Below are 21,897 nucleotides of genomic sequence, written 5' to 3'. Positions count from 1 at the left end.
TGAATTTCAGATATTACAGCCACTTTATTTTGCTTTCCCAACCTTTCAGTTCCATGCACTGATTAAATAACCGGTCCCGGCTTTCGCTATTCACGTCCATCACATAGCTTTCAATTTCTGGCTTTTTTACCGCCCGGGTTTTCTCGCCATCACACTCATCTTTTTTAGTACAGGCTTCGTAGTAAGTGGTGTACTTAGTACGTTGTGCAACCTCATTCCTTACCGGAAAAGCCTGCTGGGACTGGGTTTCACAGTCTCCTCGTGCGCTGGTGTACTCCTGCGCGTTACTGCGGGTTTTTACCCACTGAGATGTGCACCCGCTTAGCAGCAAACAACAGATAATGGCAATTAAGGGCTTATTCATGGCGGGCGCTCTTCCTTTTAGCAAAATAGATCTCCTGGTTAACAGCCTGACGCCAAACAGCGTCGGCAGGCTGTGTTGGCCGTCATTATAATTGCTGTACATAAACCTAATCTATATAGCAGGCCTTTTTCAGCCAGCCTGACGGTTCATAAATTACCAGGCGAAGACCTTATTATTCCCCCGATGAGATAAGGGATAAGGCCGCTGCTGAAAAATAAAAATGCTGTTTGGCTGAACCGATTCTGGCTTCCATCAGGGCCGCTAAGTGGTCGGGATTCAGGCGAAATCGAGGCCCGGGGCTTCAGCCTGAGCGCCTCCCTTTCTTGTGATGATACCGCCTTTAGTGGTATGGTTTTCGCCTCAAATTCGATTGAATAATTAAATGTATGGGGAATTACGCAATGCGTATCATTCTGCTCGGCGCACCGGGCGCAGGTAAAGGGACTCAGGCTCAGTTCATCATGGAGAAATACGGTATTCCGCAAATCTCCACCGGTGATATGCTGCGTGCTGCGGTTAAATCTGGTTCAGAACTGGGTAAACAGGCCAAAGACATCATGGATGCTGGCAAACTGGTGACCGATGAGCTGGTTATCGCCCTGGTTAAAGAGCGCATTGCGCAGGAAGACTGCCGTAACGGTTTCCTGCTGGACGGTTTCCCACGCACTATCCCGCAGGCAGACGCCATGAAAGAAGCGGGCATCAAGGTTGATTTCGTGCTGGAGTTCGACGTACCTGACGAGCTGATCGTTGACCGCATCGTGGGTCGCCGCGTGCACGCTGCTTCCGGCCGCGTTTACCACATTAAATTCAACCCGCCTAAGGTTGAAGGTAAAGACGACGTGACCGGCGAAGAGCTGACTACCCGTAAAGACGATCAGGAAGAAACCGTGCGTAAACGCCTGGTGGAATACCATCAGATGACCGCGCCGCTGATCGGCTACTACTCTAAAGAAGCGCAGGCGGGTAACACCCAATACGCTAAAGTTGACGGCACCCAGGCCGTGGCTGACGTGCGCGCTGAACTGGAAAAAATCCTCGGATAATTTCCCGCAGCGGCAAAAAATACCAGGGCATGCCCTGGTATTTTTTTGCCCCTATTTTCCCCTTTCACTGTAATCGGTTCTCGTTTCGCTCTTTTACGTTACAATTGACGGCAATTTACAGATAAGGGGTGGGAATGAATCAGGAAAAAATTGGCATCTTACTGGCTAACCTTGGTACGCCGAGCGCCCCGACACCGGCGGCGGTCAACCGTTATCTTCGTCAGTTCCTCAGCGATAAGCGCGTGGTAGATACGCCCCGCCTGCTTTGGTGGCCGCTGCTGCGCGGCGTCATTCTGCCGATCCGTTCACCGCGTGTCGCCAAACTCTATCAGTCCATCTGGATGGAAGAGGGCTCGCCCTTGATGGTATACAGCCGTCGGCAGGAAAAAGCGCTGGCGCAGCAGCTGCCGGACACGCCGGTTGCGCTGGGGATGAGCTACGGCGAACCGTCGCTCAAAAGCGCCGTGGACGACCTCCTGGCGCAGAACGTGACGCACATTGTGGTGCTGCCGCTTTATCCGCAGTTTTCCTGCTCAACCGTGGCGGCGGTATGGGACGAGCTGGGGCGTATCTTCGCCGATTACCGCAGTCTGCCTTCTATTTCCCTGATTCGCGACTACGCGACAGAGCCGGCTTACATCAACGCGCTGGCGGCCTCGGTCAAACGCTCTTTTGCCGAACACGGTGAACCGGACGTGCTGCTGCTTTCCTATCACGGTATTCCGCAGCGCTACGCGAATGAAGGCGATGATTACCCGCAGCGCTGCCGCGACACCACCCGCGAACTGCTGAGCGCCCTTGAGCTGCCGCCGGAAAAAGTGATGATGACCTACCAGTCCCGCTTTGGCCGCGAACCCTGGCTGATGCCGTACACCGACGAAACGTTGAAAATGCTGGCCGAAAAGGGCGTGAAGCATATTCAGGTGATGTGCCCGGGCTTCTCCGCTGACTGCCTGGAAACGCTGGAAGAGATGGCGGTCCAGAACCGGGAAGTGTTTATCGAGGCGGGCGGGACGAAATACGAGTACATTCCGGCGCTGAATGACGATCCGGCCCATATCGCGATGATGATGAATCTGGTGGAGCGGTATCGCAAATAGAAACCTGAGGCGGGGAATGCTACTATTCTCCGCCTTATTATCCAGCCCCGTAACGACACCATGAAATTTCCCGGTAAACGCAAATCCAAACACTACTTCCCCGTCAGCGCCCGCGACCCGCTCTTACAGCAAACTCAGCCTGAAGCAGAAAGCGGCTCTTCCTGGGTGGTCGGCATCGACCAAACGCTGGTCGACATTGAAGCCAAAGTGGACGATGAGTTTGTACAGCGCTACGGGCTGAGTTTTGGCCACTCTCTGGTGATTGAGGATGATGTGGCCGACGCGCTCTACAAAGAGCTGGTCGACAACAACCTGATTACCCACCAGTTTGCCGGGGGCACCATCGGCAATACCATGCACAATTACTCGGTACTGGCCGATGACCGCTCGGTGCTGCTCGGCGTAATGTGCCGCAATGTCGAGATCGGTAGCTACGCTTACCGCTACCTCTGCAATACCTCCAGCCGGACCGACCTTAACTATTTGCAGGGCGTTGATGGCCCGATTGGCCGCTGCTTTACGCTGATTGGCGACCAGGGCGAGCGTACTTTTGCCATCAGCCCGGGCCACATGAACCAGCTACGTGCGGATAGCATTCCGGAAGAAGTGATTGCCGGGGCATCCGCGCTGGTGCTGACCTCTTATCTGGTGCGCTGCAAGCCGGGCGAGCCGATGCCGGAGGCCACCATGCAGGCGATTGCCTGGGCGAAGAAACACAACGTGCCGGTGGTACTGACTCTGGGCACCAAATACGTGATTGCCGAAAACCCGACCTGGTGGCAGGCTTTCCTGAGCGAGCACGTTTCGATCCTGGCGATGAACGAAGAAGAGGGTGAAGCGCTAACCGGTGAAAGCGATCCGCTGCTGGCCGCCGACAAGGCGCTGGACTGGGTTGACCTGGTGCTTTGCACCGCCGGGCCGGTAGGCCTTTATATGGCGGGTTATACCGAAGAGACCGCGAAGCGTAAAACCCAGCACCCACTTCTGCCTGGTGCGATTGCCGAATTTAACCAGTTCGAATTTAGCCGCGCGATGCGCCTGAAAGACTGCGCTGAGCCGCTGCGAATCTACTCCCACATCGCGCCATATATGGGCGGCCCGGAGAAGATCATGAACACCAATGGCGCGGGAGACGGGGCGCTTGCGGCGCTGTTGCACGATATCACCGCGAACAATTACCACCGCAGTAACGTGCCGAATTCCAGCAAACACAAGCTGACCTGGCTGACTTATTCCTCGCTGGCCCAGGTATGCAAATACGCCAACCGCGTGAGCTATCAGGTTCTTAACCAGCATTCTCCGCGCCTGACGCGCGGCCTGCCTGAGCGGGAAGACAGCCTCGAAGAGTCTTACTGGGAACGTTAAGCTGAAAAGCTGAGCCTGAAGGCTCAGCTTTTTTCGGCGTGGGCAGGTGTCAGACCTGCCCTAAAAGAGAATTAACCCGTCACCGCTTCCTGTGTGACCGGCGGCACCAGCAGCCCAAGCATGGTATTGGCAATCTCCCTTTCTCCCATCACAACCTGATTAGCGCCACGCTCGGTGATGTAATCCACTTCGTCGTCGTAATGTGCGCGGGCGATGATTTCGATATCCGGGCATTTTGCTCTGGCCGTCGCGACGATTTCACCGGCTTCGTAGCCGTTAGGAATGGTCAGCAGCAGCCAGCGGGCGCAGTCCAGATGGGCCAGACTCATGATCTCTTCGTTAGCAGCATTGCCCAGCACGGCGCGGATCCCGCGCTCGCGCAGCTCATCCACGCGGCTGCGGGAGGTTTCGATCACCACCAATGGCACACCTTCGGCAATAAGCTTCTCGCCAAGCAGGCTACCGACGCGGCCATAGCCCACCAGCAGAGCGTGGTTGCAGATATCCACCGGGATTTGTTTCTCTTCCTCGATGGCTTCTTCCAGGGTTTGCTCGTCCAGCGTTTCGGTTTTCTCGAGGTAGCGCTCAAGCACGGCAAACAGAATTGGGTTCAGCATAATCGACAGAATTGCGCCAGCCAGCACCAAATTTTGCCCCGTTTGTGGTAACAGGTTCAGCGCCATGCCGAGGCCGGCCAGAATAAAGGCGAACTCACCGATCTGCGCGAGGCTGGTGGCGATGGTCAGCGCGGTCCGCTGGGAGTGACCAAACATGCGCACCAGCAGGAACGCCGCCAGGGATTTACCGAAGATGATGATGGCCAGCGTGCCCAGTACCGCCAGCGGTTCCTGAATCAGGATCAGCGGATCAAACAGCATGCCGACGGAAACAAAGAACAACACCGCAAACGCATCGCGCAGCGGCAGGGTGTCGTGTGCCGCGCGGTGGCTTAGCTCTGACTCATTCAGCACCATACCGGCAAAGAAGGCACCCAGCGCAAAGGAGACATCAAACAATTCAACCGCGCCGAATGCGATGCCCAGGGCCAGCGCCAGCACGGAAAGGGTAAACAGCTCGCGGGAACCTGTCGCTGCGCTGCGAGCCAGAATCCACGGCACAAGGCGGCGGCCAACCAGCATCATCAGGGCGATAAACGCCGCGACCTTCCCGATGGTGATAGCCATATCCAGGCTCAGGGAAACCAGCCCAACGTTGCCTTTTTCCATCATGCCGGCGACGGCTGGCAGCAGCACCAGAGTCAGCACCATCACCAGATCTTCGACAATCAGCCAGCCAATGGCTATTTGCCCTCGCTGAGTATCAATTAGCTGCCTTTCTTCAAGCGCGCGCAGCAGCACGACGGTACTTGCCGTCGATAAACAAAGCCCAAAGACGATACCGGTCATCACCGACCAGCCCATCAGCCAGGAAAGCGCCATGCCCAGCAGCGTCGCGACGCCTATTTGCGCGATGGCGCCGGGGATGGCGATGGCCTTTACCGCCATCAAATCCTTCAATGAAAAATGCAGCCCGACGCCGAACATCAGCAGAATCACGCCTAACTCCGCCAGCTCAGGGGCAAGTTTGGTATCAGCAACAAAACCAGGGGTAAAAGGTCCCGCCAGCACACCAGCTAATAAATAGCCCACCAGCGGAGATATGCGCAGCTTGTTAGCCAGCATACCCAGTAAAAAAGCGAGCACGAGACCACCAACAATGGTGGTGATAAGCGGTGTGGCGTGATGCATTCCGTCTCCTTTGGTTGGCCGATGTTCCAAAACGTTCTGTTACACAGTTTATGACAAATTCTTTATCGGCGTTTATGAATAATTGTTGAATTTTGAATAAAAAGCGCATTTCGATAAAAAATAGACTCTGAGTAGCATTTAACTCAGTTATCTGAGGCGACTGCCAGAAGGGTATGGAGACAGGATGCGGCCAAAGCAATACTTTGGCCGCTAAAATCTACGCTTTGTGGCGATTATCGGGCAGGAATATTGTCATAATGCCGAGTAACGGCAGGAAGGCACATATTTTGTAGACCAACTCGATGCTGGTGTGGTCAGCAATTAACCCGAGTACGGCTGCACCCAGGCCGCCCATCCCAAAGGCAAATCCGAAAAAGAGCCCGGAAACCATACCTATACGGCCAGGAAGCAGTTCCTGAGCATACACCAGGATGGCCGAGAAAGCGGAGGCCAAAATAAAGCCAATGATCACCGTCAGGACGCCCGTCCAGTAAAGTGATGCGTAGGGTAAAACAAGGGTAAATGGCGCGACGCCGAGGATAGAGCCCCAAATTACGTATTTTCTGCCAATCTTATCCCCCACGGGGCCACCAATCACCGTGCCTGCCGCGACGGCAAACAGGAATGCGAACAGGTGAATCTGGGCATTTTGTACGGATAATCCGAATTTTTGCATCAGGTAGAAAGTGAAGTAGCTGCTGATGCTCGCCATATAAAAGTATTTAGAGAAGATCAGCAGCAGCAAAATCGAGACCGCCAGAATCACTTTGTTGCGCGGCAGCGGGTTGACCACCGGCACGGCAGGGCGGCTTTTGGCGATTTTATGCTGAGCGGCGTACCAGCGGCTGATTTGCAGCAGAACCACGATAGCCAGCAGAGCAGCGAGCACGAACCACGCCACGTTACCTTTGCCGTAAGGCGCGATAATAATAGCCGCCAGCAATGGCCCCAGAGAGCTGCCGAAGTTACCGCCCACCTGGAACAGCGACTGCGCAAGCCCGTGACGGCCACCGGACGCCATACGCGCCACGCGTGAGGACTCAGGATGGAATACCGAAGAGCCTGTGCCTACCAGCGCCGCGGCGACCAGAACGGCCGGGAAGCTGCCCGCCAGCGCCAGCAGCACCAGCCCGCAAAGGGTAAAGCACATGCCGATCGGCAATGACCACGGCATCGGGTATTTGTCTGTGTAGTAGCCCACCAGCGGCTGTAGCAGCGATGAAGAGAGCTGGAAGGTCAGGGTAATCATCCCGATTTGCATAAAGCTCAGGGAGAATTCGGCCTGTAGCAGCGGGTAAATAGCCAGAATCAGCGACTGAATCATGTCGTTAAGCAGGTGGGAGAGGCTTATAGCGCCAAGGATCCCAAATGCGGTACGCGCTTTTTTTTGCTCCGGGGGCGTACCCGGCTGGGTGAGGGTTTGAGAGCTTGCCATAATTACCTGTACGAACGTTTATTGTTTTTAGAGCGGGCGGCGCAGGAGATCGCCCGGAAGAAATTCTTACCCTGCTAACATACTCGCGCAGGGGATTTGAAGAAAGTCGCATTTCGGAAAAGATAGCTGTCTATCCTGAACGCTATCTGTTATTTCTGCGCAGTTACATTTTGACATGGAGATTTGCAATGCGGTTTGCTGCGAAAACAATAACCACGGCGCTGCTGGTGGCATTGAGTTTAACCAGCGCTTCAGCGCTGGCCTGGGAAAAAGACAAGACCTATAAAATTACCATTCTTCATACTAATGACCACCATGGTCACTTCTGGCGGAATGAGTATGGAGAATACGGGCTGGCAGCGCAAAAAACGCTGGTAGACAGCGTGCGTAAAGAAGTCGCGGCGGAAGGCGGCAGCGTGCTGCTGTTGTCCGGCGGGGATATCAACACCGGCGTGCCGGAATCAGACCTGCAGGATGCTGAACCCGATTTTCGCGGCATGAGCCTGATTGGCTATGACGCCATGGCCGTCGGCAACCACGAATTCGACAATCCGTTATCCGTGCTGCGCCAGCAGGAAAAATGGGCGAAGTTCCCGCTGCTGTCCGCCAACATTTATCAAAAAAGTACCGGCGAGCGCCTGTTTAAGCCTTATGCGATTTTCAAACCTCAGGGCATTAAGGTGGCGGTTATCGGCCTGACCACCGACGATACGGCCAAAATCGGCAATCCGGAATACTTCACCGACATCGAATTCCGCAAACCTGCGGAGGAAGCCAAACTGGTGATCCAGGAGCTACAGGGCACCGAAAAACCGGACGTGATCATCGCCGCAACCCATATGGGCCACTATGATAACGGCAACCACGGCTCGAATGCGCCGGGCGATGTCGAAATGGCAAGAAGCCTGCCGGAAGGCGCGCTGACGATGATTGTGGGTGGTCACTCACAGGATCCGGTCTGCATGGCGCAGGAAAACCAGAAGCAGAAAGATTATGTGCCGGGCACACCATGCGCGCCGGACAGGCAAAATGGCACCTGGATTGTGCAGGCGCATGAGTGGGGGAAATACGTCGGGCGGGCAGATTTTGAGTTCCGCAACGGCGAGATGAAGCTGGTGCACTATCAGCTGATCCCCATCAACCTGAAAAAGAAAATCACCTACGACAACGGGCAAAGTGAGCGCGTACTTTACACGCCTGAAATCGCCGAAAGCCAGCAGATGCTTTCCCTGCTGACGCCGTTCCAGAACAAAGGCCAGGCCGCGCTGAAGGTGAAAGTAGGCAGCGTGAACGGGCATCTGGAAGGGGACCGCAGCAAAGTGCGCTTTGTGCAGACCAACCTGGCGCGCGTATTGCTGGCGGCACAAATGGCCCGAACCAGCGCGGACTTTGCGGTGATGAGCGGTGGCGGCGTGCGAGATTCTATCGAAGCCGGGAACATTACCTATAAAGATGTGCTTAAGGTGCAGCCGTTCGGCAACACCGTGGTTTATATCGACATGAACGGCAAAGACGTTGAGGAATACCTGACGGCGGTGGCGCAGAAAACGCCGGACTCCGGCGCTTACCCGCAGTTCTCTAACGTCAGCTTCACCTCAACCGGCGGCAAGCTGAGTAACCTGAAAATCAAAGACCAGCCGATTGATCCGGTCAAAACTTACCGCATGGCCACGCTGAGCTTCAACGGCACCGGCGGCGATGGTTACCCGGAAATCGATAAAAAGCCGGGCTACGTCAACACCGGGTTTGTCGATGCGGAAGTCCTGAAGCAGTACATCGAACAGAACTCCCCGCTGGACGTAAATGCTTACCAACCTAAGGGCGAGGTAAGCTGGAACTAAGCGTTAATCGCGGCGGGCGATATCGGCGAAGCTGGCATCCAGCAGTTTCGCCAGATCGCTTGCCGCGAGTTCGATATCCAGCCCGCGCTTGCCGCCGGAAATGTAGATGCTGGCAAACTCCTGTGCCGGAGCATCAATCACCGTTGGCAGGCGTTTTTTCTGCCCCAGCGGGCTAATGCCGCCCACCAGATAACCGGTGATTCGCTGCGCGACCATCGGATCCGCCATTTCAACCTTCTTAACGCCCAGCGCCTTAGCGACCTTTTTCAGATCAAGCTGCCCGGCAACCGGCGTCACCGCCACGGCGAGGTGTTTCATGTCGCCATTCAGCGCCACCAGCAGCGTTTTATAGACCTGGTCGGCATTTAGCCCCAGCTTACGGACCACTTCGTCACCAAAGTTGGTTTCCAGCGGATCGTGCTCATAGGCATGAATTTGAAAGCTGATTTTGTTCTTTTCGAGGAGTTTTACCGCGGGAGTCATGGTTTCCTTCTTTATTCGTTGTTTTGAAAACGCACAAAATAGTAATCATAGTGATATACTTGACGAGTAATATAGCGCTACATAATAGTGATGGCGTAAACCATCACATTAAGCGACAATTCAGCTTCGGTTGCTTCGGCAGCCGGGATAAACAGAATAATAAATGAAATTCCTCTTTGACGGGCCAATAGAAATATTGGCCATTTTTTTATCCTTTTTTCAGCATTTCTGGCAGGTTACCTTCGCCGTAAAGGTGCAACGCGCCGACCGCAACCACATAGCGCCCGGCGGGCAGCTGTTGCAGAAACGCCTGCCACTGGCGGTTTCGCTGATGCATCAACACGTCATACAGCGCATCGCCAAAGGTGTTCGGTAGCGCAATATTGCCCTGCTGCGGCGGCGTTTCCAGCCACCAGCCAATCATTATCTGCAGCAGCCGCGCGTTGGTGTGCCAGTGTTCCAGCGTGTCGTTCAGCAGCGGCAGCCCACCGTCAGGCAACCCCTTCAATAATTCTATCTGGCTTTGGGCACCTTCAAGCTCGGTGACCGGCACGCCGTAGCGCTGTGCAGCTTCCAGTAGCTGATAGTCGATGCCGTAGTCAGGGCGAAGGCCAAGCCGCTGTGCCTGATGTGCCTGTAAAATCAGTGCCACCTGCCAGGCGGGCTGGTGCTCAATGCTGCTCAGTGAAATACCTAACTCGCTGCACAGGCTCAGCACCTGCTGGTAATCGCCTGGAGCCAGACGAGCCTCCAGGTCGATGTCCTCCACTATTTCGCTGAACGGCGAATCGCCAGAGCGGATATCTGCCTCGACGATCAGCGCATCTGCCGCGCGAAGTTTGTCCACCAGGCGTGAGGAAAGCGGAGCCATGTCCCGGGTACCCATATGAATGCTGCCCACGAGGTGCAAATGGCGCTTGCCGGGGAGCGTGATATCAAGGGCAGGCCAGGGATAAGTAGAGGCTGTCAGGCTGGAAAGCAGTGCGCTAAGACGTTGGAACAAACCCATATCGCGATTCCCTGGCTAAAAAGCCATGCTAACGCCCTGGGCTGGAAGGGGAAAGGAAAAAGTCGGCCTTCCGCTCAAAAGGAGAAGGGAAGGCCGCAGAGAGGTTAGTCTTTCGGTTTAAAGCGCAGCAGGCGGTTGGCGTTGCTCACCACGGTGATGGAAGACAGCGCCATCGCGGCACCGGCAACCACCGGATTGAGTAGCGTGCCGGTCAGCGGGTAGAGCACACCCGCGGCAATCGGAATGCCAAGCGAGTTGTAAACGAACGCCCCCATCAGGTTTTGCTTCATGTTCCGCAGCGTGGCTTTGGAAATAGCCAGCGCATCGGCAACGCCCACCAGGCTGTGACGCATCAGCGTAATGGCGGCGGTTTCAATGGCTACGTCGCTGCCGCCACCCATCGCAATCCCTACCTCGGCCTGAGCCAGCGCCGGGGCATCGTTTATGCCGTCGCCGACCATCGCCACCTGGCGGCCCTGCTGCTGCAACTGCTTGATGGCGTCAGCTTTGCCGTCCGGCAGCACGCCCGCAATCACTTCATCAATGCCGACTTCTTTGGCGATAGCGTTGGCGGTCACCGGGTTATCGCCGGTGAGCATGACCAGGCGGTAGCCGTTACGGTGCAGGCGCTGGAGCGCACTGATGCTGTCGCTACGAAGCGGATCGCGGATGGCTAACAGCGCCATGAGCTGGCCGTCTGCCGCCAGCAGCACCGGGGTTGCGCCCAGACGAGCTTGAGCGTCAATGCTGTCGGCAAGCGGCTGAGTGTCCACGCCCTGCTCGTCGAGCAATGCTTTGTTGCCCAGCAGCAGTTTATGCCCGTCCACCTCACCGCTGACGCCCAGCCCGCGCAAAGTACGGAACGACGTCACTTCCGGCAGCGTTGAATTGCCTGCTTTTTCAATAATGGCGCGAGCAAGCGGGTGGCTTGAACCCTGCTCAAGCGCGGCCGCCAGCCGTATCGCTTGCACCTCGTCCACGCCGGCGCGGGTTTCCACGGCGACCACCTGCGGTTTGCCTTCGGTCAGCGTGCCCGTTTTGTCAAAGACCACGGTATCCAGCGTGCTGGCGCGCTGCAGGGCATCGGCATCACGAACCAGAACGCCAAATTCGGCGGCACGGCCCACGCCTGAAATAATCGACATCGGTGTGGCAAGGCCCAGGGCGCAAGGGCAGGCGATAATCAGCACCGTGGTGGCAATGACCAGGGTGTAAACAATTTGCGGTGCAGGGCCGACGAAGTACCAGATGGCGGCACTGATCAGCGCGATAGCGACGACGACCGGCACAAATACGGCAGAAATTTTATCGGCAAGCTGGCCGATTTCCGGCTTGCTGCTCTGCGCCTGGCGAACCATGCGGATAATGCGCGACAGCGTGGTGTGGCTGCCGGTGGCGGTGGCGGTGAACAGCACGCTGCCGTCCTGCACTACGGTCCCGGCGTGAATCCCGTCGCCGTTTGATTTTTGCATCGGCACCGGTTCACCGGTCAGCATCGCTTCGTCAAACCAGGCTTCGCCCTGGGTGATTTCCCCGTCAACGGGCACGCGGTCGCCGGTAGTCAGGCGCAGCGTCATTCCAGCGGTGACTTCCGCCAGCGGTAAAGTTTTCTCGCCTTCTTCCGTCACTACTCGCGCGGTCGGCGGCGTTAAGTCCAGCAGGCGTTCAAGTGCTTTAGAAGAGCGCTGACGGGCGCGCTGTTCGAGCATATGGCCGAGATTTATCAGGCCGATGATCATCGCGCTGGCCTCGTAGTAGAGGTGGCGGGCTTCCATCGGGAAGTGCTGCGGCCAGATATTTACGGTAATTGAGTAGAGCCAGGCCGCGCCGGTACCGAGGGCGACGAGCGTATCCATGGTGGCCGCGCGGTTCATCAGGCTGCGCCAGGCGCTACGGTAAAAATGACCGCCGGCAAAGACCATCACCGCAAGGGTAATAATCCCGATGGTCAGCCACAGGGAGCGGTTGCTCTCGGTGACCATCATGTTGTCGCCGATCATGCCCCAGACCATCACTGGGATCCCGACGGCGAGGGCGACAATCGCCTGCCAGCGGAAGCGTTTCATGGCGGCGTTCGCCGTTTCTTGCTGGCGCTCGCGGCGTTTCTGATCGTCTTCAATCGCTTCGGCACCGTAGCCGGCACTTTCCACGGCTTTGATCAGCGATTCTGCGGAGGCGGTGCCCATCACCAGCGCACTGCGCTCCGCAAGGTTAACCCGTGCCTGGCTGACGCCCGGTACATTTTGTAAGGCATTTTGCACCCGGGAGACGCAGCTGGCGCAGCTCATACCGCCGATCAGCAACTGCTGGCTGTCATCGTCGGTAGAGGCTGCCGGAAGCGAAGGGGCGACCGCTGTCAGTGCTTCCGACGGAGTTGATGACTCTGCCAGCGGTTCAGCCTTTGGGTGGCTGGCGACTTCTGCGCCGTATCCCGCTTGTTGGACTGTTTCCACTAACGCTTCCGGCGTGGCGCTGCCGGTAACGCGGGCGTGGGTTTGGGTGACTTCAGCCTGCTCAACGTCTGCACGCTGCTCGAGGCTCTCTTTGACGCGTTTAACACAATGGCCGCAGGTCAGGCCGTCCAGATTCAGATCCACAATGTGTGACATCGCGAGACTCCTGTATGATGGTGAGGTGAAATATTGACCGAAAGGATGATTCGGTTAACTATGAAAGAGGTTAAACCTTCCATCAAGGGGAAGGTCAAGGAGCAAAAATGAATATTAGCGATGTGGCGAAAAAAACCGGGCTAACCAGCAAGGCGATTCGTTTTTACGAAGAGAAAGGGCTGGTCACGCCGCCGTTTCGCGCCGACAACGGCTACCGCAGCTATACGCAAAAGCATCTCGATGAGCTGACGCTGCTGCGCCAGGCCCGTCAGGTTGGGTTTAATCTGGAAGAGTGCAAAGAGCTGGTGAGCCTGTTTAACGATCCGGCCCGGCACAGCGCGGACGTAAAAGCCCGCACTTTGCAGAAAGTCGCGGATATCGAGCGGCACATTATTGAGCTGCAGAATATGCGCCAGCATTTGCTCACGCTGGCAGAGGCTTGCCCAGGTGATGACAGCGCCGATTGCCCGATCATCGACAATCTTTCCGGCTGCTGCCATCGCCACGAGATTAACTAAACCGCTTTAATTTTGAGCGTTATGCCTTCCACGGCCAGCACCACAACTTCACAGCCCGCCGGGAGATCTTCATCGGCGGTGACTGGCCAACTGCTGTCGGCCACGCGAACATGTCCCCGGCCATTGACCAGCGCCGCTTCCAGGCGGAAACGGCGGCCAACCAGTTGCTGCCCGCGCTGATTCAGCACTTCACCTGGACTTTGCTGCCTGCGGCTGGACAGCCAGCGCCACCAGAGAAAGGCGGCGACCAGCGTCAGCAGGGCAAAGCAGACGCCCTGCGTTTCCCAGCCAAGCGGCAGCAGCCAGACCAGCAGGCCGGTGATTACCGCCGCCACGCCGCTCCACAGCAGATAGCCGCTGGCGCCGAGCATCTCCGCCGCCAGCAGCAGTCCGCCAAGCGCAAGCCAGAAGACGTGTGGGTGCGCGAGAATGCTGTCGATCATTTTTTACGCTCGGTGCCGCTCTGGGCAATAAGTTCGCTGATCCCGGCGATGGAGCCCATCAGGCTGGAGGCATCCAGCGGCATCAGCACCACTTTGCTATTATTGGCCGACCCGATTTGCTGCAGCGCGTCGGTGTATTTCTGGGCCACGAAGTAGTTCACCGCCTGAATATCCCCTTTGGCGATAGCTTCGGACACCATCTGCGTGGCGCGGGCTTCTGCTTCAGCACTACGCTCGCGGGCCTCCGCCTCAAGGAAAGCCGACTGACGCTCACCCTCAGCTTTCAGGATCTTCGACTGCTTTTCACCTTCGGCTTTGACGATTTCCGCCTGGCGGATCCCTTCGGCCTCAAGAATATAGGCGCGCTTGGTACGTTCAGCTTTCATCTGGGCGTTCATCGCATCAATCAGCTCAGCCGGTGGGCGCACGTCACGGATTTCGATACGGGTGATTTTAATGCCCCACGGGTTGGTGGCTTCGTCGACGATGTGCAGCAGGCGAGTGTTGATGTTGTCGCGCTGGGACAGCATCTCATCCAGCTCCATCGAGCCGAGCACGGTACGGATGTTGGTCATCGTCAGGTTGATGATCGCCAGCTCAAGGTTGCTGACTTCATAGGCGGCGCGCGGGGCGTCAACCACCTGAATAAAGCACACGGCGTCAATGGCGACGTTGGCGTTATCTTTGGAAATGACTTCCTGAGAAGGGATGTCGAGCACCTGTTCCATCATGTTGATTTTGCGGCCTACGCGATCCATAAACGGCACCACAAGATTCAGGCCTGGCATCAGGGTTTTGGTGTAGCGGCCAAAGCGTTCGACGGTCCATTGGAAGCCCTGGGGCACGATTTTTACCCCGGCAGCCACAATCACCAGCGCCACGAGAATTAATACGGGGATCACGATAAGCATTAAAAAACCTCCTGTTTGTTTTGCATTCAGTCTAACTGCTTAATTTGAAACATTCAGCAACATCCCTGTATCCGAGAAGAATTAATTGCTGTTTTAATTTTTATTATGCCTAAATGGAATGATTTTCATGGAGTAAGTTCATTTCACGCATGGTGTCAGCAGGCGTAGTATCGAATGCTTCGGCAGCTCGCGCTATCGGGCGAGCGGTATTTGGCAAGAACACTTATCCCGGTGAGGAAGCAATGGGAACAATAATAGCTGAGCAGCATCAGGCGAATAACAACCGCTGGCAGAAAATTGTGGAAGAATTAATTTCACCCATGGCGATTGATATTGACGGCAACGGCCCGGCAGATATTCGGGTGAACAATCCAGACTTCTTCAAGCGAATATTACAGGAAGGTTCTCTCGGCCTGGGTGAAAGTTATATGGATGGCTGGTGGGACTGCGACCGGCTGGACATTTTATTTACCCATATTTTGCGCCACGGCTTGGATAGCAAAATGCCGAAGCATTTCTCCGACCTGCTGCGTATTGCCGGGGCCAGAGTCTTTAATTTGCAGTCTCGCAAACGCGCCTGGATAGTCGGCAAAGAACATTACGATATTGGCAACGATCTGTTTGCCGCGATGCTCGATCCGTATATGCAATATTCCTGCGGCTACTGGAAAGACGCGGAAAATCTGGCAGAGGCGCAGCGTAACAAGCTGCGGATGATCTGTGAAAAACTGCAGCTCAAAGCGGGCATGAATCTGCTGGATATCGGCTGCGGGTGGGGCGGGCTGGCGCAGTATGCGGCGCAGGAATATGGCGTCTCCGTCGTCGGCGTAACTATTTCGGCGGAACAGCAAAAAATGGCCCAGGATCGCTGCCGGGGCCTGGACGTCGAGATCCTGCTGCAGGATTATCGAGACCTCAACAGCAAATTTGATCGCATTGTTTCCGTGGGCATGTTCGAACACGTCGGGCCAAAAAACTACAATACCTATTTTGAAGTTGCAGCCCGCAATTTAAAACCTGATGGCCTGTTCCTGCTGCATACCATTGGGTCGAATGAAACGGATTTAAACGTCGATCCATGGATCAACAAATACATCTTCCCTAACGGCTGTTTGCCCTCGGTGCGCCACATTGCCAGCGCCAGTGAAAAATATTTTATTATGGAGGACTGGCACAATATCGGGGCTGATTACGACAGAACGCTGATGGCCTGGTACGATAATTTCCTCCGCTGCTGGCCTAACATCTCGCGTAATTATGACGAGCGCTTCAAGAGGATGTTTAGCTATTATTTGAACGCCTGTGCGGGCGCATTTCGCGCGAGGAATATTCAGCTTTGGCAGGTATTGCTGAGCCCTAATGGGGTGGAGGGCGGGATCCGCGTTTACCGATAAACAAAAGGCCGGAATATCCGGCCTTTTTTCGTTCTCTCTGCTTAATACATCAACGCATAAATCTGACGGCGATATTTGGACGCCAGCGCGTCGCCGGTCCCCAGCGCCGCCAGAATCTCCATCATCATTTTGCGTGCCTGGCCGTCGGCGGCACCCAGGTCTTTTTTCAGGTGAGTGTAAAGCAGCTCCAGCGCTTCTTCGTTCCGGCCAACCTGATGCAGCTGCAGCGCGAGCTGGCTGGCGAGCTGGGCGTTGTCCGGCTCGTTTTGAACCTGCTGCTGCAGCTGCTGAATTTCCGGCGTGTCGGCGGCCTGTTTCAGCAGTTCAATCTGGGAAACCAGCGCCTGATAGCGGGTGTCCTGGTCCTGCAGAGGCACGGTTTTCAGCACCGCTTCTGCGTCTTCGCTGCGGTTCAGGGCAATCTGCACTTCCGCCAGCAGCAGGCCAATTTCGCTGTTCTGGCCGGACAGCTGCCACGCATCTTTCAGCAGCGGCAGGGCTTCGGCGTGCTTGCCTTCCTGCATCAGCTCTACGGCCTGCTGGGCTTTCAGCTCTTCTTCACGCGGCAGCACTTTGTCGAGCAGGGCGCGAATCGTTTCTTCCGGCTGCGGGCCCTGGAAGCCGTCCACCGGCTGACCATTCTGGAACAGATAGACGGTAGGAATGGAGCGCAGGCCAAACTGCGAAGCCACCATTTGCTCGGCGTCGCAGTCAACTTTAGCGAGAATAAACTGGCCGCTGTATTGGGCCGCGAGCTTGTCCAGGATCGGCGTTAACTGCTCGCAATGCTGGCTGCGGGCAGACCAGAAATAAAACAGCACCGGCTTAGCCATGGACTGTTCCAGCGTCTGATGCAGGTTCGCTTCGGTAATGTTAATAATGTTTTCTGCGGACATGGGCGATTCTCTGTTAAGCATTTGTTTTTTTACATGGGGGCTGAGGCCGGGACTTCAACTCAGCTCCGTAAAATTTTGTCCATTACGCACGCTGGCAGCAGGCGGCGGAGCACGGTAATCACGTGAGTTACCACGGTCACCGGGTAGCGCAGCTTCGGCCTTGGGCTTTCAAAAGCATGGCGTACTTTCGCTACCACCGCCTCCGGGCCGAGGGTAAACCGTGCGGCAATCCCCGGATTCTCTACCGGTTTGTCGCTTTGGGTTTGATTGACGTTATCGGTAAAGCGGGTGCGGATCGGCCCCGGCTCAATCAGGCTGACTTTAATCCCGCTGTGGCGAAGCTCCATGCGCAGCGCGTCGGACCACGCTTCAAGTGCATATTTACTGGCGGCGTAGGCCCCACGACCCGGCGTGGAAATCAGCCCCATCACCGAGCTGGTCATCACGATGCGGCCTTCCTGATGAGGCTGCATGGCCGGCAGCAGCAGCATGGTGAGCTGGTGCGTGCCGAAGAAGTTGGTGGAAAATTGTTGCTCAAGCTGTTCGCGGGAAATGGCGTTCAGCGGACCATACACACCGTAGCCACCGTTATTAAACAGCCCATACAGGCGGTTGCCGGTGATGGCAATCACTTCGGCGGCGGCGCGTTGGACGCTTTCCGCATCGTCAAGATCGAGCTCAATGCCGGTAAACCCAAGCTGATTCATGCGCTCTACATCGGCTGGTTTGCGGCAGGCGGCGAGAATGTTATAGCCAAGCTTCTGTAGCTCCTGCGCGCTGGCTAAGCCAATCCCGCTGGAGCAGCCTGTAATTAAAACGGATTTTTGCATAACTTTACCCGAAGGGCGCCCCGATTATTTATCAGTCGTGTTTAACTATCTCGTTGTATCCGACGCGGCTGTGCCGGTTATTTAGAGAGTAGCGGAGTCAGCCGCGTCGCCATCCAGTCGGCGATAAACGGCTGAGCATCCCGATTAGGGTGAATGCCGTCATCCTGCATCCATTGCGGTTTCAGATATACCTCCTCCATAAAGAACGGGAGCAGGGGAATATCAAACGCTTTGGCAAGCTGCGGATAAATAGCGCTAAACGCCTCATTATAGCGGCGTCCGTAGTTGGCGGGCAGGCGAATTTGCATCAGCATCGGCTGCGCACCGGCAGCCTTCACGTCGGTGATAACCTGGTTGAGGGTTTTTTCTACCGCCTGAGGCTGGAACCCACGCAGGCCGTCGTTGCCGCCAAGCTCCACTAAAACCCAGCGGGGCTGGTGCTGTTTTAACAGCGCCGGCAGGCGAGCCAGGCCCTGTGCCGCGGTATCGCCGCTGATGCTCGCATTCACGACTTTTGTACCCTGCGGCTGCCATTTGGCATCCAGCAGGGCGGGCCAGGCGCTGGTGGCCGCCATACGGTAACCGGCGCTCAGGCTATCGCCTAAAATCAATAGCGTGTCCGCCGCGGCGGCGCGGAAAGTCATCAAAGCCAGAAACAGGAAGGGCAAATGCCAGCGGAAAACATTGTTGAAGTTCATCATCTTAGTAAGTCCGTGGGTCAGGGTGAACACGAGCTTTCCATCCTTACCGGAGTTGAGCTGGTTGTCAAACCGGCCGAAACCATCGCCCTGATTGGCGAGTCAGGATCGGGCAAGTCCACGCTGCTGGCGATTCTGGCTGGGCTTGATGACGGCACGGACGGCGAAGTCCACCTTTGCGGGCAGCCGCTGCACAGCATGGATGAAGAGGCCCGGGCGGCGCTGCGCGCGAAGAACGTTGGCTTTGTGTTTCAGTCCTTTATGCTGGTGCCCACCCTTAATGCTCTGGAAAACGTGGAACTTCCTTCGCTGCTGCGCGGCGAAAACAGTTCGGCCAGCCGGGCGCAGGCTAAAGCGCTGCTGGAACAGCTGGGCTTAGGCAAACGCCTAGATCACCTGCCAGCTCAGCTATCTGGCGGGGAGCAGCAGCGCGTGGCGCTGGCTCGCGCGTTTAACGGCAAGCCGGGCGTGCTGTTTGCCGATGAGCCCACCGGCAACCTCGACAGGCAAACCGGCGATCGCATTGCCGACCTGCTGTTTTCCCTCAACCGTGATTTCGCCACCACGCTGATCCTCGTCACCCACGACGAACAGCTGGCGGCACGCTGCGACCGCCGCCTGCGGCTGCGCGAAGGCAAACTGTGGGAGGAAGCATGATAGCCCGCTGGTTCTGGCGCGAGTGGCGCTCTCCCTCGCTGCTGATTGTCTGGCTGGCGCTTAGTCTGGCGGTGGCCTGCGTGCTGGCGCTGGGCAGCATCAGCGACAGAATGGAAAAAGGGCTCAGCCAGCAAAGCCGCGAATACATGGCGGGCGACCGGACGTTGCGCAGCGCCCGCGCCGTACCGGACGAGTGGCTGACTCAGGCGCAAAGCGACGGCTTGAAGGTCGGCAAACAGCTGAGCTTCGCCACCATGACCTTTGCCGGGGACACGCCGCAGCTGGCCGATGTGAAAGCGGTCGACGGCGTGTACCCGATGTACGGCGAGCTGGAAACTAACCCGCCGGGCCTGAAGCCTGAGCCAGGCACCGCACTGCTTGCCCCGCGCCTGCTGGCTTTGCTTAACCTGAAAGTGGGCGACAACATTGACGTGGGCGACGCCACGCTGCGTATTGTCGGGCAGGTGATTCAGGAACCGGACGCCGGATTTAACCCGTTCCAGATTGCGCCGCGCCTGATGATGAACCTGGCCGACGTCGAGAAAACCGGGGCGGTGCAGCCCGGCAGCCGTATTAGCTGGCGCTACAAGTTTGGTGGTACCCCGCAGCAGCTGCTGCAGTATGAAAACTACCTGCTGCCTAAGCTTAAGCCGGAGCAGCGCTGGATCGGCATGGAGCAGGACGAAGGCGCGCTGGGCAAATCCCTGGAGCGTTCGCAGCAGTTCCTGCTGCTTTCTGCGCTGCTGACGCTGCTGCTGGCCGTGGCGGCGATTGCCGTGGCGATGAGCCATTACTGCCGCAGCCGTTACGACCTGGTGGCAATCCTGAAAACGTTGGGGGCGGGCAGGGCGGCGCTCCGGAAGCTGATTATCGGCCAGTGGCTGATGGTGCTGGTGCTCTCAGCCATTGCGGGAGGTGCCGTCGGCTTGCTGTTTGAGGCCGCGCTGATGCAACTATTGAAGCCGGTGCTGCCTGCCGCGCTGCCGCCAGCGAGCCTGTGGCCGTGGGTGTGGGCTATCGGCGCGATGGTCACAATCTCCGTGCTGGTGGGGCTGCGCCCGTACCGGCTGCTATTGGCCACTCAGCCATTGCGTGTGCTGCGCCGTGACGCCGTGGCCAACGTCTGGCCGCTGAAAATTTATTTGCCGGTCATCAGCGTAGTGGTGGTGCTGCTGCTGGCGTTGCTAATGGGTGGCAGTTCGCTGCTGTGGGCGGTGCTGGCGGGCACGCTGGTGCTGGCGGCGCTGTGCGGCCTCGTTGGCTGGGGCGTCCTGAAACTGCTGAAAAAGCTGACGCTGAAAAACCTGGCCCTGCGCCTGGCGGTTAACCGCCTGCTGCGCCAGCCGTGGGCGACGCTCAGCCAACTGGCGGCGTTCTCGCTGTCGTTTATGCTGCTGGCATTGCTGTTAGTGCTGCGGGGGGATTTGCTGGACAGATGGCAGCAGCAGCTGCCGCCGGAAAGCCCGAACTACTTCCTGGTGAACATTGCGCCGGAGCAGGTTCAGCCGGTGAAAACCTTCCTTGCCGACCATCAGGTGATCCCGGAGTCGTTCTATCCCATTGTACGGGCGCGCATGACGGCGATTAACGGCCAGCCCACCGAGGGCAACCCGGATGAGGCGCTGAACCGCGAGCTGAATCTGACCTGGCAGAGCCAGAAGCCGGATCATAACCCTATCCTGGCGGGAAGCTGGCCGCCGAAGGCCGGGGAAGTGTCGATGGACGACGGCGTGGCGCAACGCCTGAACATTAAACTCGGCGACAGCGTGACCTTTATGGGGGATACCCAGGACTTCACCGCGAAGGTGACTAGCCTGCGCAAAGTGGACTGGGAAAGCCTGCGGCCAAACTTCTACTTTATCTTCCCGCCGGGCGCGCTGGACGGACAGCCGCAGAGCTGGCTCACCAGCTTCCGCTGGGAGGGGAATAACGGCCTGCTGACCCAGCTTAACCGCGAATTCCCGACCGTCAGCCTGCTGGATATCGGGGCTATCCTGAAACAAATCGGCCAGGTGCTGGAGCAGGTCAGCCGCGCGCTTGAGGTGATGGTGGTGCTGGTGACCGCCTGCGGTCTGCTGCTGTTGCTGGCTCAGGTACAGGTGGGTATGCGCCAGCGTCATCAGGAGCTGGTGGTTTACCGCACGCTGGGCGCGGGTAAAAAGCTGCTCAGAACCACGCTGTGGTGCGAGTTTGCCGTGCTGGGGCTGGTGTCCGGTCTGGTAGCGGCCATCGGCGCGGAAACGGCGCTGGGCGTACTGCAAACGCACGTGTTCGACTTCCCGTGGGAGCCAGATTTGCGTCTGTGGATCGTACTGCCGGTCACCGGGGCGGTATTGCTGTCGCTTTGCGGCGGCTGGCTGGGCGTTCGTTTGCTGAAAGGGAAGGCGCTGTTCCGCCAGTTTGTCGTCTGAGGAGGCCGGGCAGGGATGCCCGGCTACCGCTATAAACTTTGTTATATTTCGCTATTTATTGCGTTAGAACATATTTTCTGCATTTATTGGTGTTTTTTTAATATCTATTAAGAAAAGACTGATGGATAACCGCACGAAT

General features: G+C 57.0%; 19 protein-coding genes. 8 read left to right on the top strand and 11 right to left on the bottom strand.

Annotation, left to right across the window (positions count from 1 at the left end; translation table 11 throughout):
- Positions 1-13 precede the first annotated feature (13 nt).
- Positions 14-364, bottom strand: a complete 351-nt coding sequence (locus A936_RS17935; RefSeq protein ID WP_008460252.1) for a hypothetical protein — start codon at positions 362-364, stop codon at positions 14-16.
- 401 nt (positions 365-765) lie between these two features.
- Here A936_RS17935 and adk point away from each other — a divergent pair, with 401 nt between their 5' ends.
- The 3 genes from adk to A936_RS17920 all read left to right on the top strand — a co-directional run bounded on the left by adk (position 766) and on the right by A936_RS17920 (position 3,875).
- Positions 766-1,410, top strand: coding sequence for an adenylate kinase (gene adk, locus A936_RS17930; protein WP_008460251.1), 645 nt, complete (start codon positions 766-768; stop codon positions 1,408-1,410).
- 134 nt (positions 1,411-1,544) lie between these two features.
- Positions 1,545-2,510, top strand: coding sequence for a ferrochelatase (gene hemH, locus A936_RS17925; protein WP_008460250.1), 966 nt, complete (start codon positions 1,545-1,547; stop codon positions 2,508-2,510).
- A 60-nt stretch (positions 2,511-2,570) separates the two neighbouring features.
- Positions 2,571-3,875 carry an inosine/guanosine kinase gene (locus A936_RS17920; protein ID WP_008460248.1) on the top strand — a complete coding sequence of 435 codons (1,305 nt, stop codon included), beginning with the start codon at positions 2,571-2,573 and terminating at the stop codon, positions 3,873-3,875.
- A 71-nt stretch (positions 3,876-3,946) separates the two neighbouring features.
- On the opposite strand, the gene ybaL is transcribed toward A936_RS17920, so the two are convergent.
- Both ybaL and A936_RS17910 read right to left on the bottom strand, forming a co-directional pair.
- On the bottom strand, positions 3,947-5,623 hold the full coding sequence (ybaL, locus tag A936_RS17915) for a YbaL family putative K(+) efflux transporter (protein ID WP_008460247.1): 1,677 nt from the start codon (positions 5,621-5,623) through the stop codon (positions 3,947-3,949).
- Positions 5,624-5,840: 217 nt separating this feature from the next.
- On the bottom strand, positions 5,841-7,058 hold the full coding sequence (locus tag A936_RS17910; protein WP_008460246.1) for an MFS transporter: 1,218 nt from the start codon (positions 7,056-7,058) through the stop codon (positions 5,841-5,843).
- Positions 7,059-7,246: 188 nt separating this feature from the next.
- On the opposite strand from A936_RS17910, the gene ushA reads away from it, so the two are divergent.
- A complete protein-coding gene (ushA, locus tag A936_RS17905; RefSeq protein ID WP_008460245.1) occupies positions 7,247-8,899 on the top strand; it encodes a bifunctional UDP-sugar hydrolase/5'-nucleotidase UshA in 1,653 nt (550 codons plus the stop codon).
- 3 nt (positions 8,900-8,902) lie between these two features.
- Here the strand turns inward: ushA and ybaK are convergent, their stop codons facing one another.
- From ybaK to copA, 3 genes are all read right to left on the bottom strand, one after another.
- On the bottom strand, positions 8,903-9,382 hold the full coding sequence (gene ybaK / locus A936_RS17900; protein ID WP_008460244.1) for a Cys-tRNA(Pro)/Cys-tRNA(Cys) deacylase YbaK: 480 nt from the start codon (positions 9,380-9,382) through the stop codon (positions 8,903-8,905).
- A 208-nt stretch (positions 9,383-9,590) separates the two neighbouring features.
- Entirely contained in the window at positions 9,591-10,391 is an 801-nt protein-coding gene (locus A936_RS17895; RefSeq protein WP_008460243.1) for a TraB/GumN family protein, read from the bottom strand.
- A 104-nt stretch (positions 10,392-10,495) separates the two neighbouring features.
- The gene (copA, locus tag A936_RS17890) at positions 10,496-13,000 is read right to left on the bottom strand and encodes a copper-exporting P-type ATPase CopA (RefSeq protein ID WP_008460242.1); all 2,505 of its coding nucleotides are present in this window, start codon (positions 12,998-13,000) and stop codon (positions 10,496-10,498) included.
- A 107-nt stretch (positions 13,001-13,107) separates the two neighbouring features.
- Between copA and cueR the strand changes: the two genes are divergently transcribed.
- Positions 13,108-13,518, top strand: a complete 411-nt coding sequence (cueR, locus tag A936_RS17885; RefSeq protein ID WP_008460239.1) for a Cu(I)-responsive transcriptional regulator — start codon at positions 13,108-13,110, stop codon at positions 13,516-13,518.
- Here cueR and A936_RS17880 read toward each other — a convergent pair.
- Entirely contained in the window at positions 13,515-13,961 is a 447-nt protein-coding gene (locus tag A936_RS17880; protein WP_008460238.1) for an NfeD family protein, read from the bottom strand. The two genes, cueR and A936_RS17880, sit on opposite strands and share 4 nt — an antisense overlap.
- Positions 13,958-14,872, bottom strand: a complete 915-nt coding sequence (locus A936_RS17875; RefSeq protein WP_008460237.1) for an SPFH domain-containing protein — start codon at positions 14,870-14,872, stop codon at positions 13,958-13,960. Before A936_RS17875 ends, A936_RS17880 begins: the two co-directional genes overlap by 4 nt.
- Positions 14,873-15,114: 242 nt before the next feature.
- Between A936_RS17875 and cfa the strand changes: the two genes are divergently transcribed.
- On the top strand, positions 15,115-16,266 hold the full coding sequence (cfa, locus tag A936_RS17870; protein WP_008460236.1) for a cyclopropane fatty acyl phospholipid synthase: 1,152 nt from the start codon (positions 15,115-15,117) through the stop codon (positions 16,264-16,266).
- A 41-nt stretch (positions 16,267-16,307) separates the two neighbouring features.
- Here cfa and A936_RS17865 read toward each other — a convergent pair whose 3' ends face one another.
- The 3 genes from A936_RS17865 to tesA all read right to left on the bottom strand — a co-directional run bounded on the left by A936_RS17865 (position 16,308) and on the right by tesA (position 18,690).
- The gene (locus tag A936_RS17865; RefSeq protein ID WP_008460235.1) at positions 16,308-17,162 is read right to left on the bottom strand and encodes a co-chaperone YbbN; all 855 of its coding nucleotides are present in this window, start codon (positions 17,160-17,162) and stop codon (positions 16,308-16,310) included.
- A 59-nt stretch (positions 17,163-17,221) separates the two neighbouring features.
- A complete protein-coding gene (locus A936_RS17860) occupies positions 17,222-17,992 on the bottom strand; it encodes an SDR family oxidoreductase (RefSeq protein WP_008460234.1) in 771 nt (256 codons plus the stop codon).
- 77 nt (positions 17,993-18,069) lie between these two features.
- On the bottom strand, positions 18,070-18,690 hold the full coding sequence (gene tesA, locus A936_RS17855) for a multifunctional acyl-CoA thioesterase I/protease I/lysophospholipase L1 (protein ID WP_166864843.1): 621 nt from the start codon (positions 18,688-18,690) through the stop codon (positions 18,070-18,072).
- On the opposite strand from tesA, the gene ybbA reads away from it, so the two are divergent.
- Entirely contained in the window at positions 18,661-19,347 is a 687-nt protein-coding gene (ybbA, locus tag A936_RS17850; protein ID WP_008460230.1) for a putative ABC transporter ATP-binding protein YbbA, read from the top strand. The genes tesA and ybbA overlap by 30 nt on opposite strands.
- Positions 19,344-21,758 carry a putative ABC transporter permease subunit YbbP gene (gene ybbP / locus A936_RS17845; RefSeq protein WP_008460228.1) on the top strand — a complete coding sequence of 805 codons (2,415 nt, stop codon included), beginning with the start codon at positions 19,344-19,346 and terminating at the stop codon, positions 21,756-21,758. The genes ybbA and ybbP overlap by 4 nt, the downstream gene beginning before the upstream one ends.
- Positions 21,759-21,897 lie beyond the last annotated feature (139 nt).

Source organism: Enterobacter sp. Ag1 (assembly GCA_000277545.1).
In the GTDB taxonomy this organism is placed as follows: Bacteria; Pseudomonadota; Gammaproteobacteria; order Enterobacterales; family Enterobacteriaceae; genus Cedecea.
Note: the sequence above shows the minus strand (reverse complement) of the source record. Positions and strands in the feature narration are given on the sequence as shown.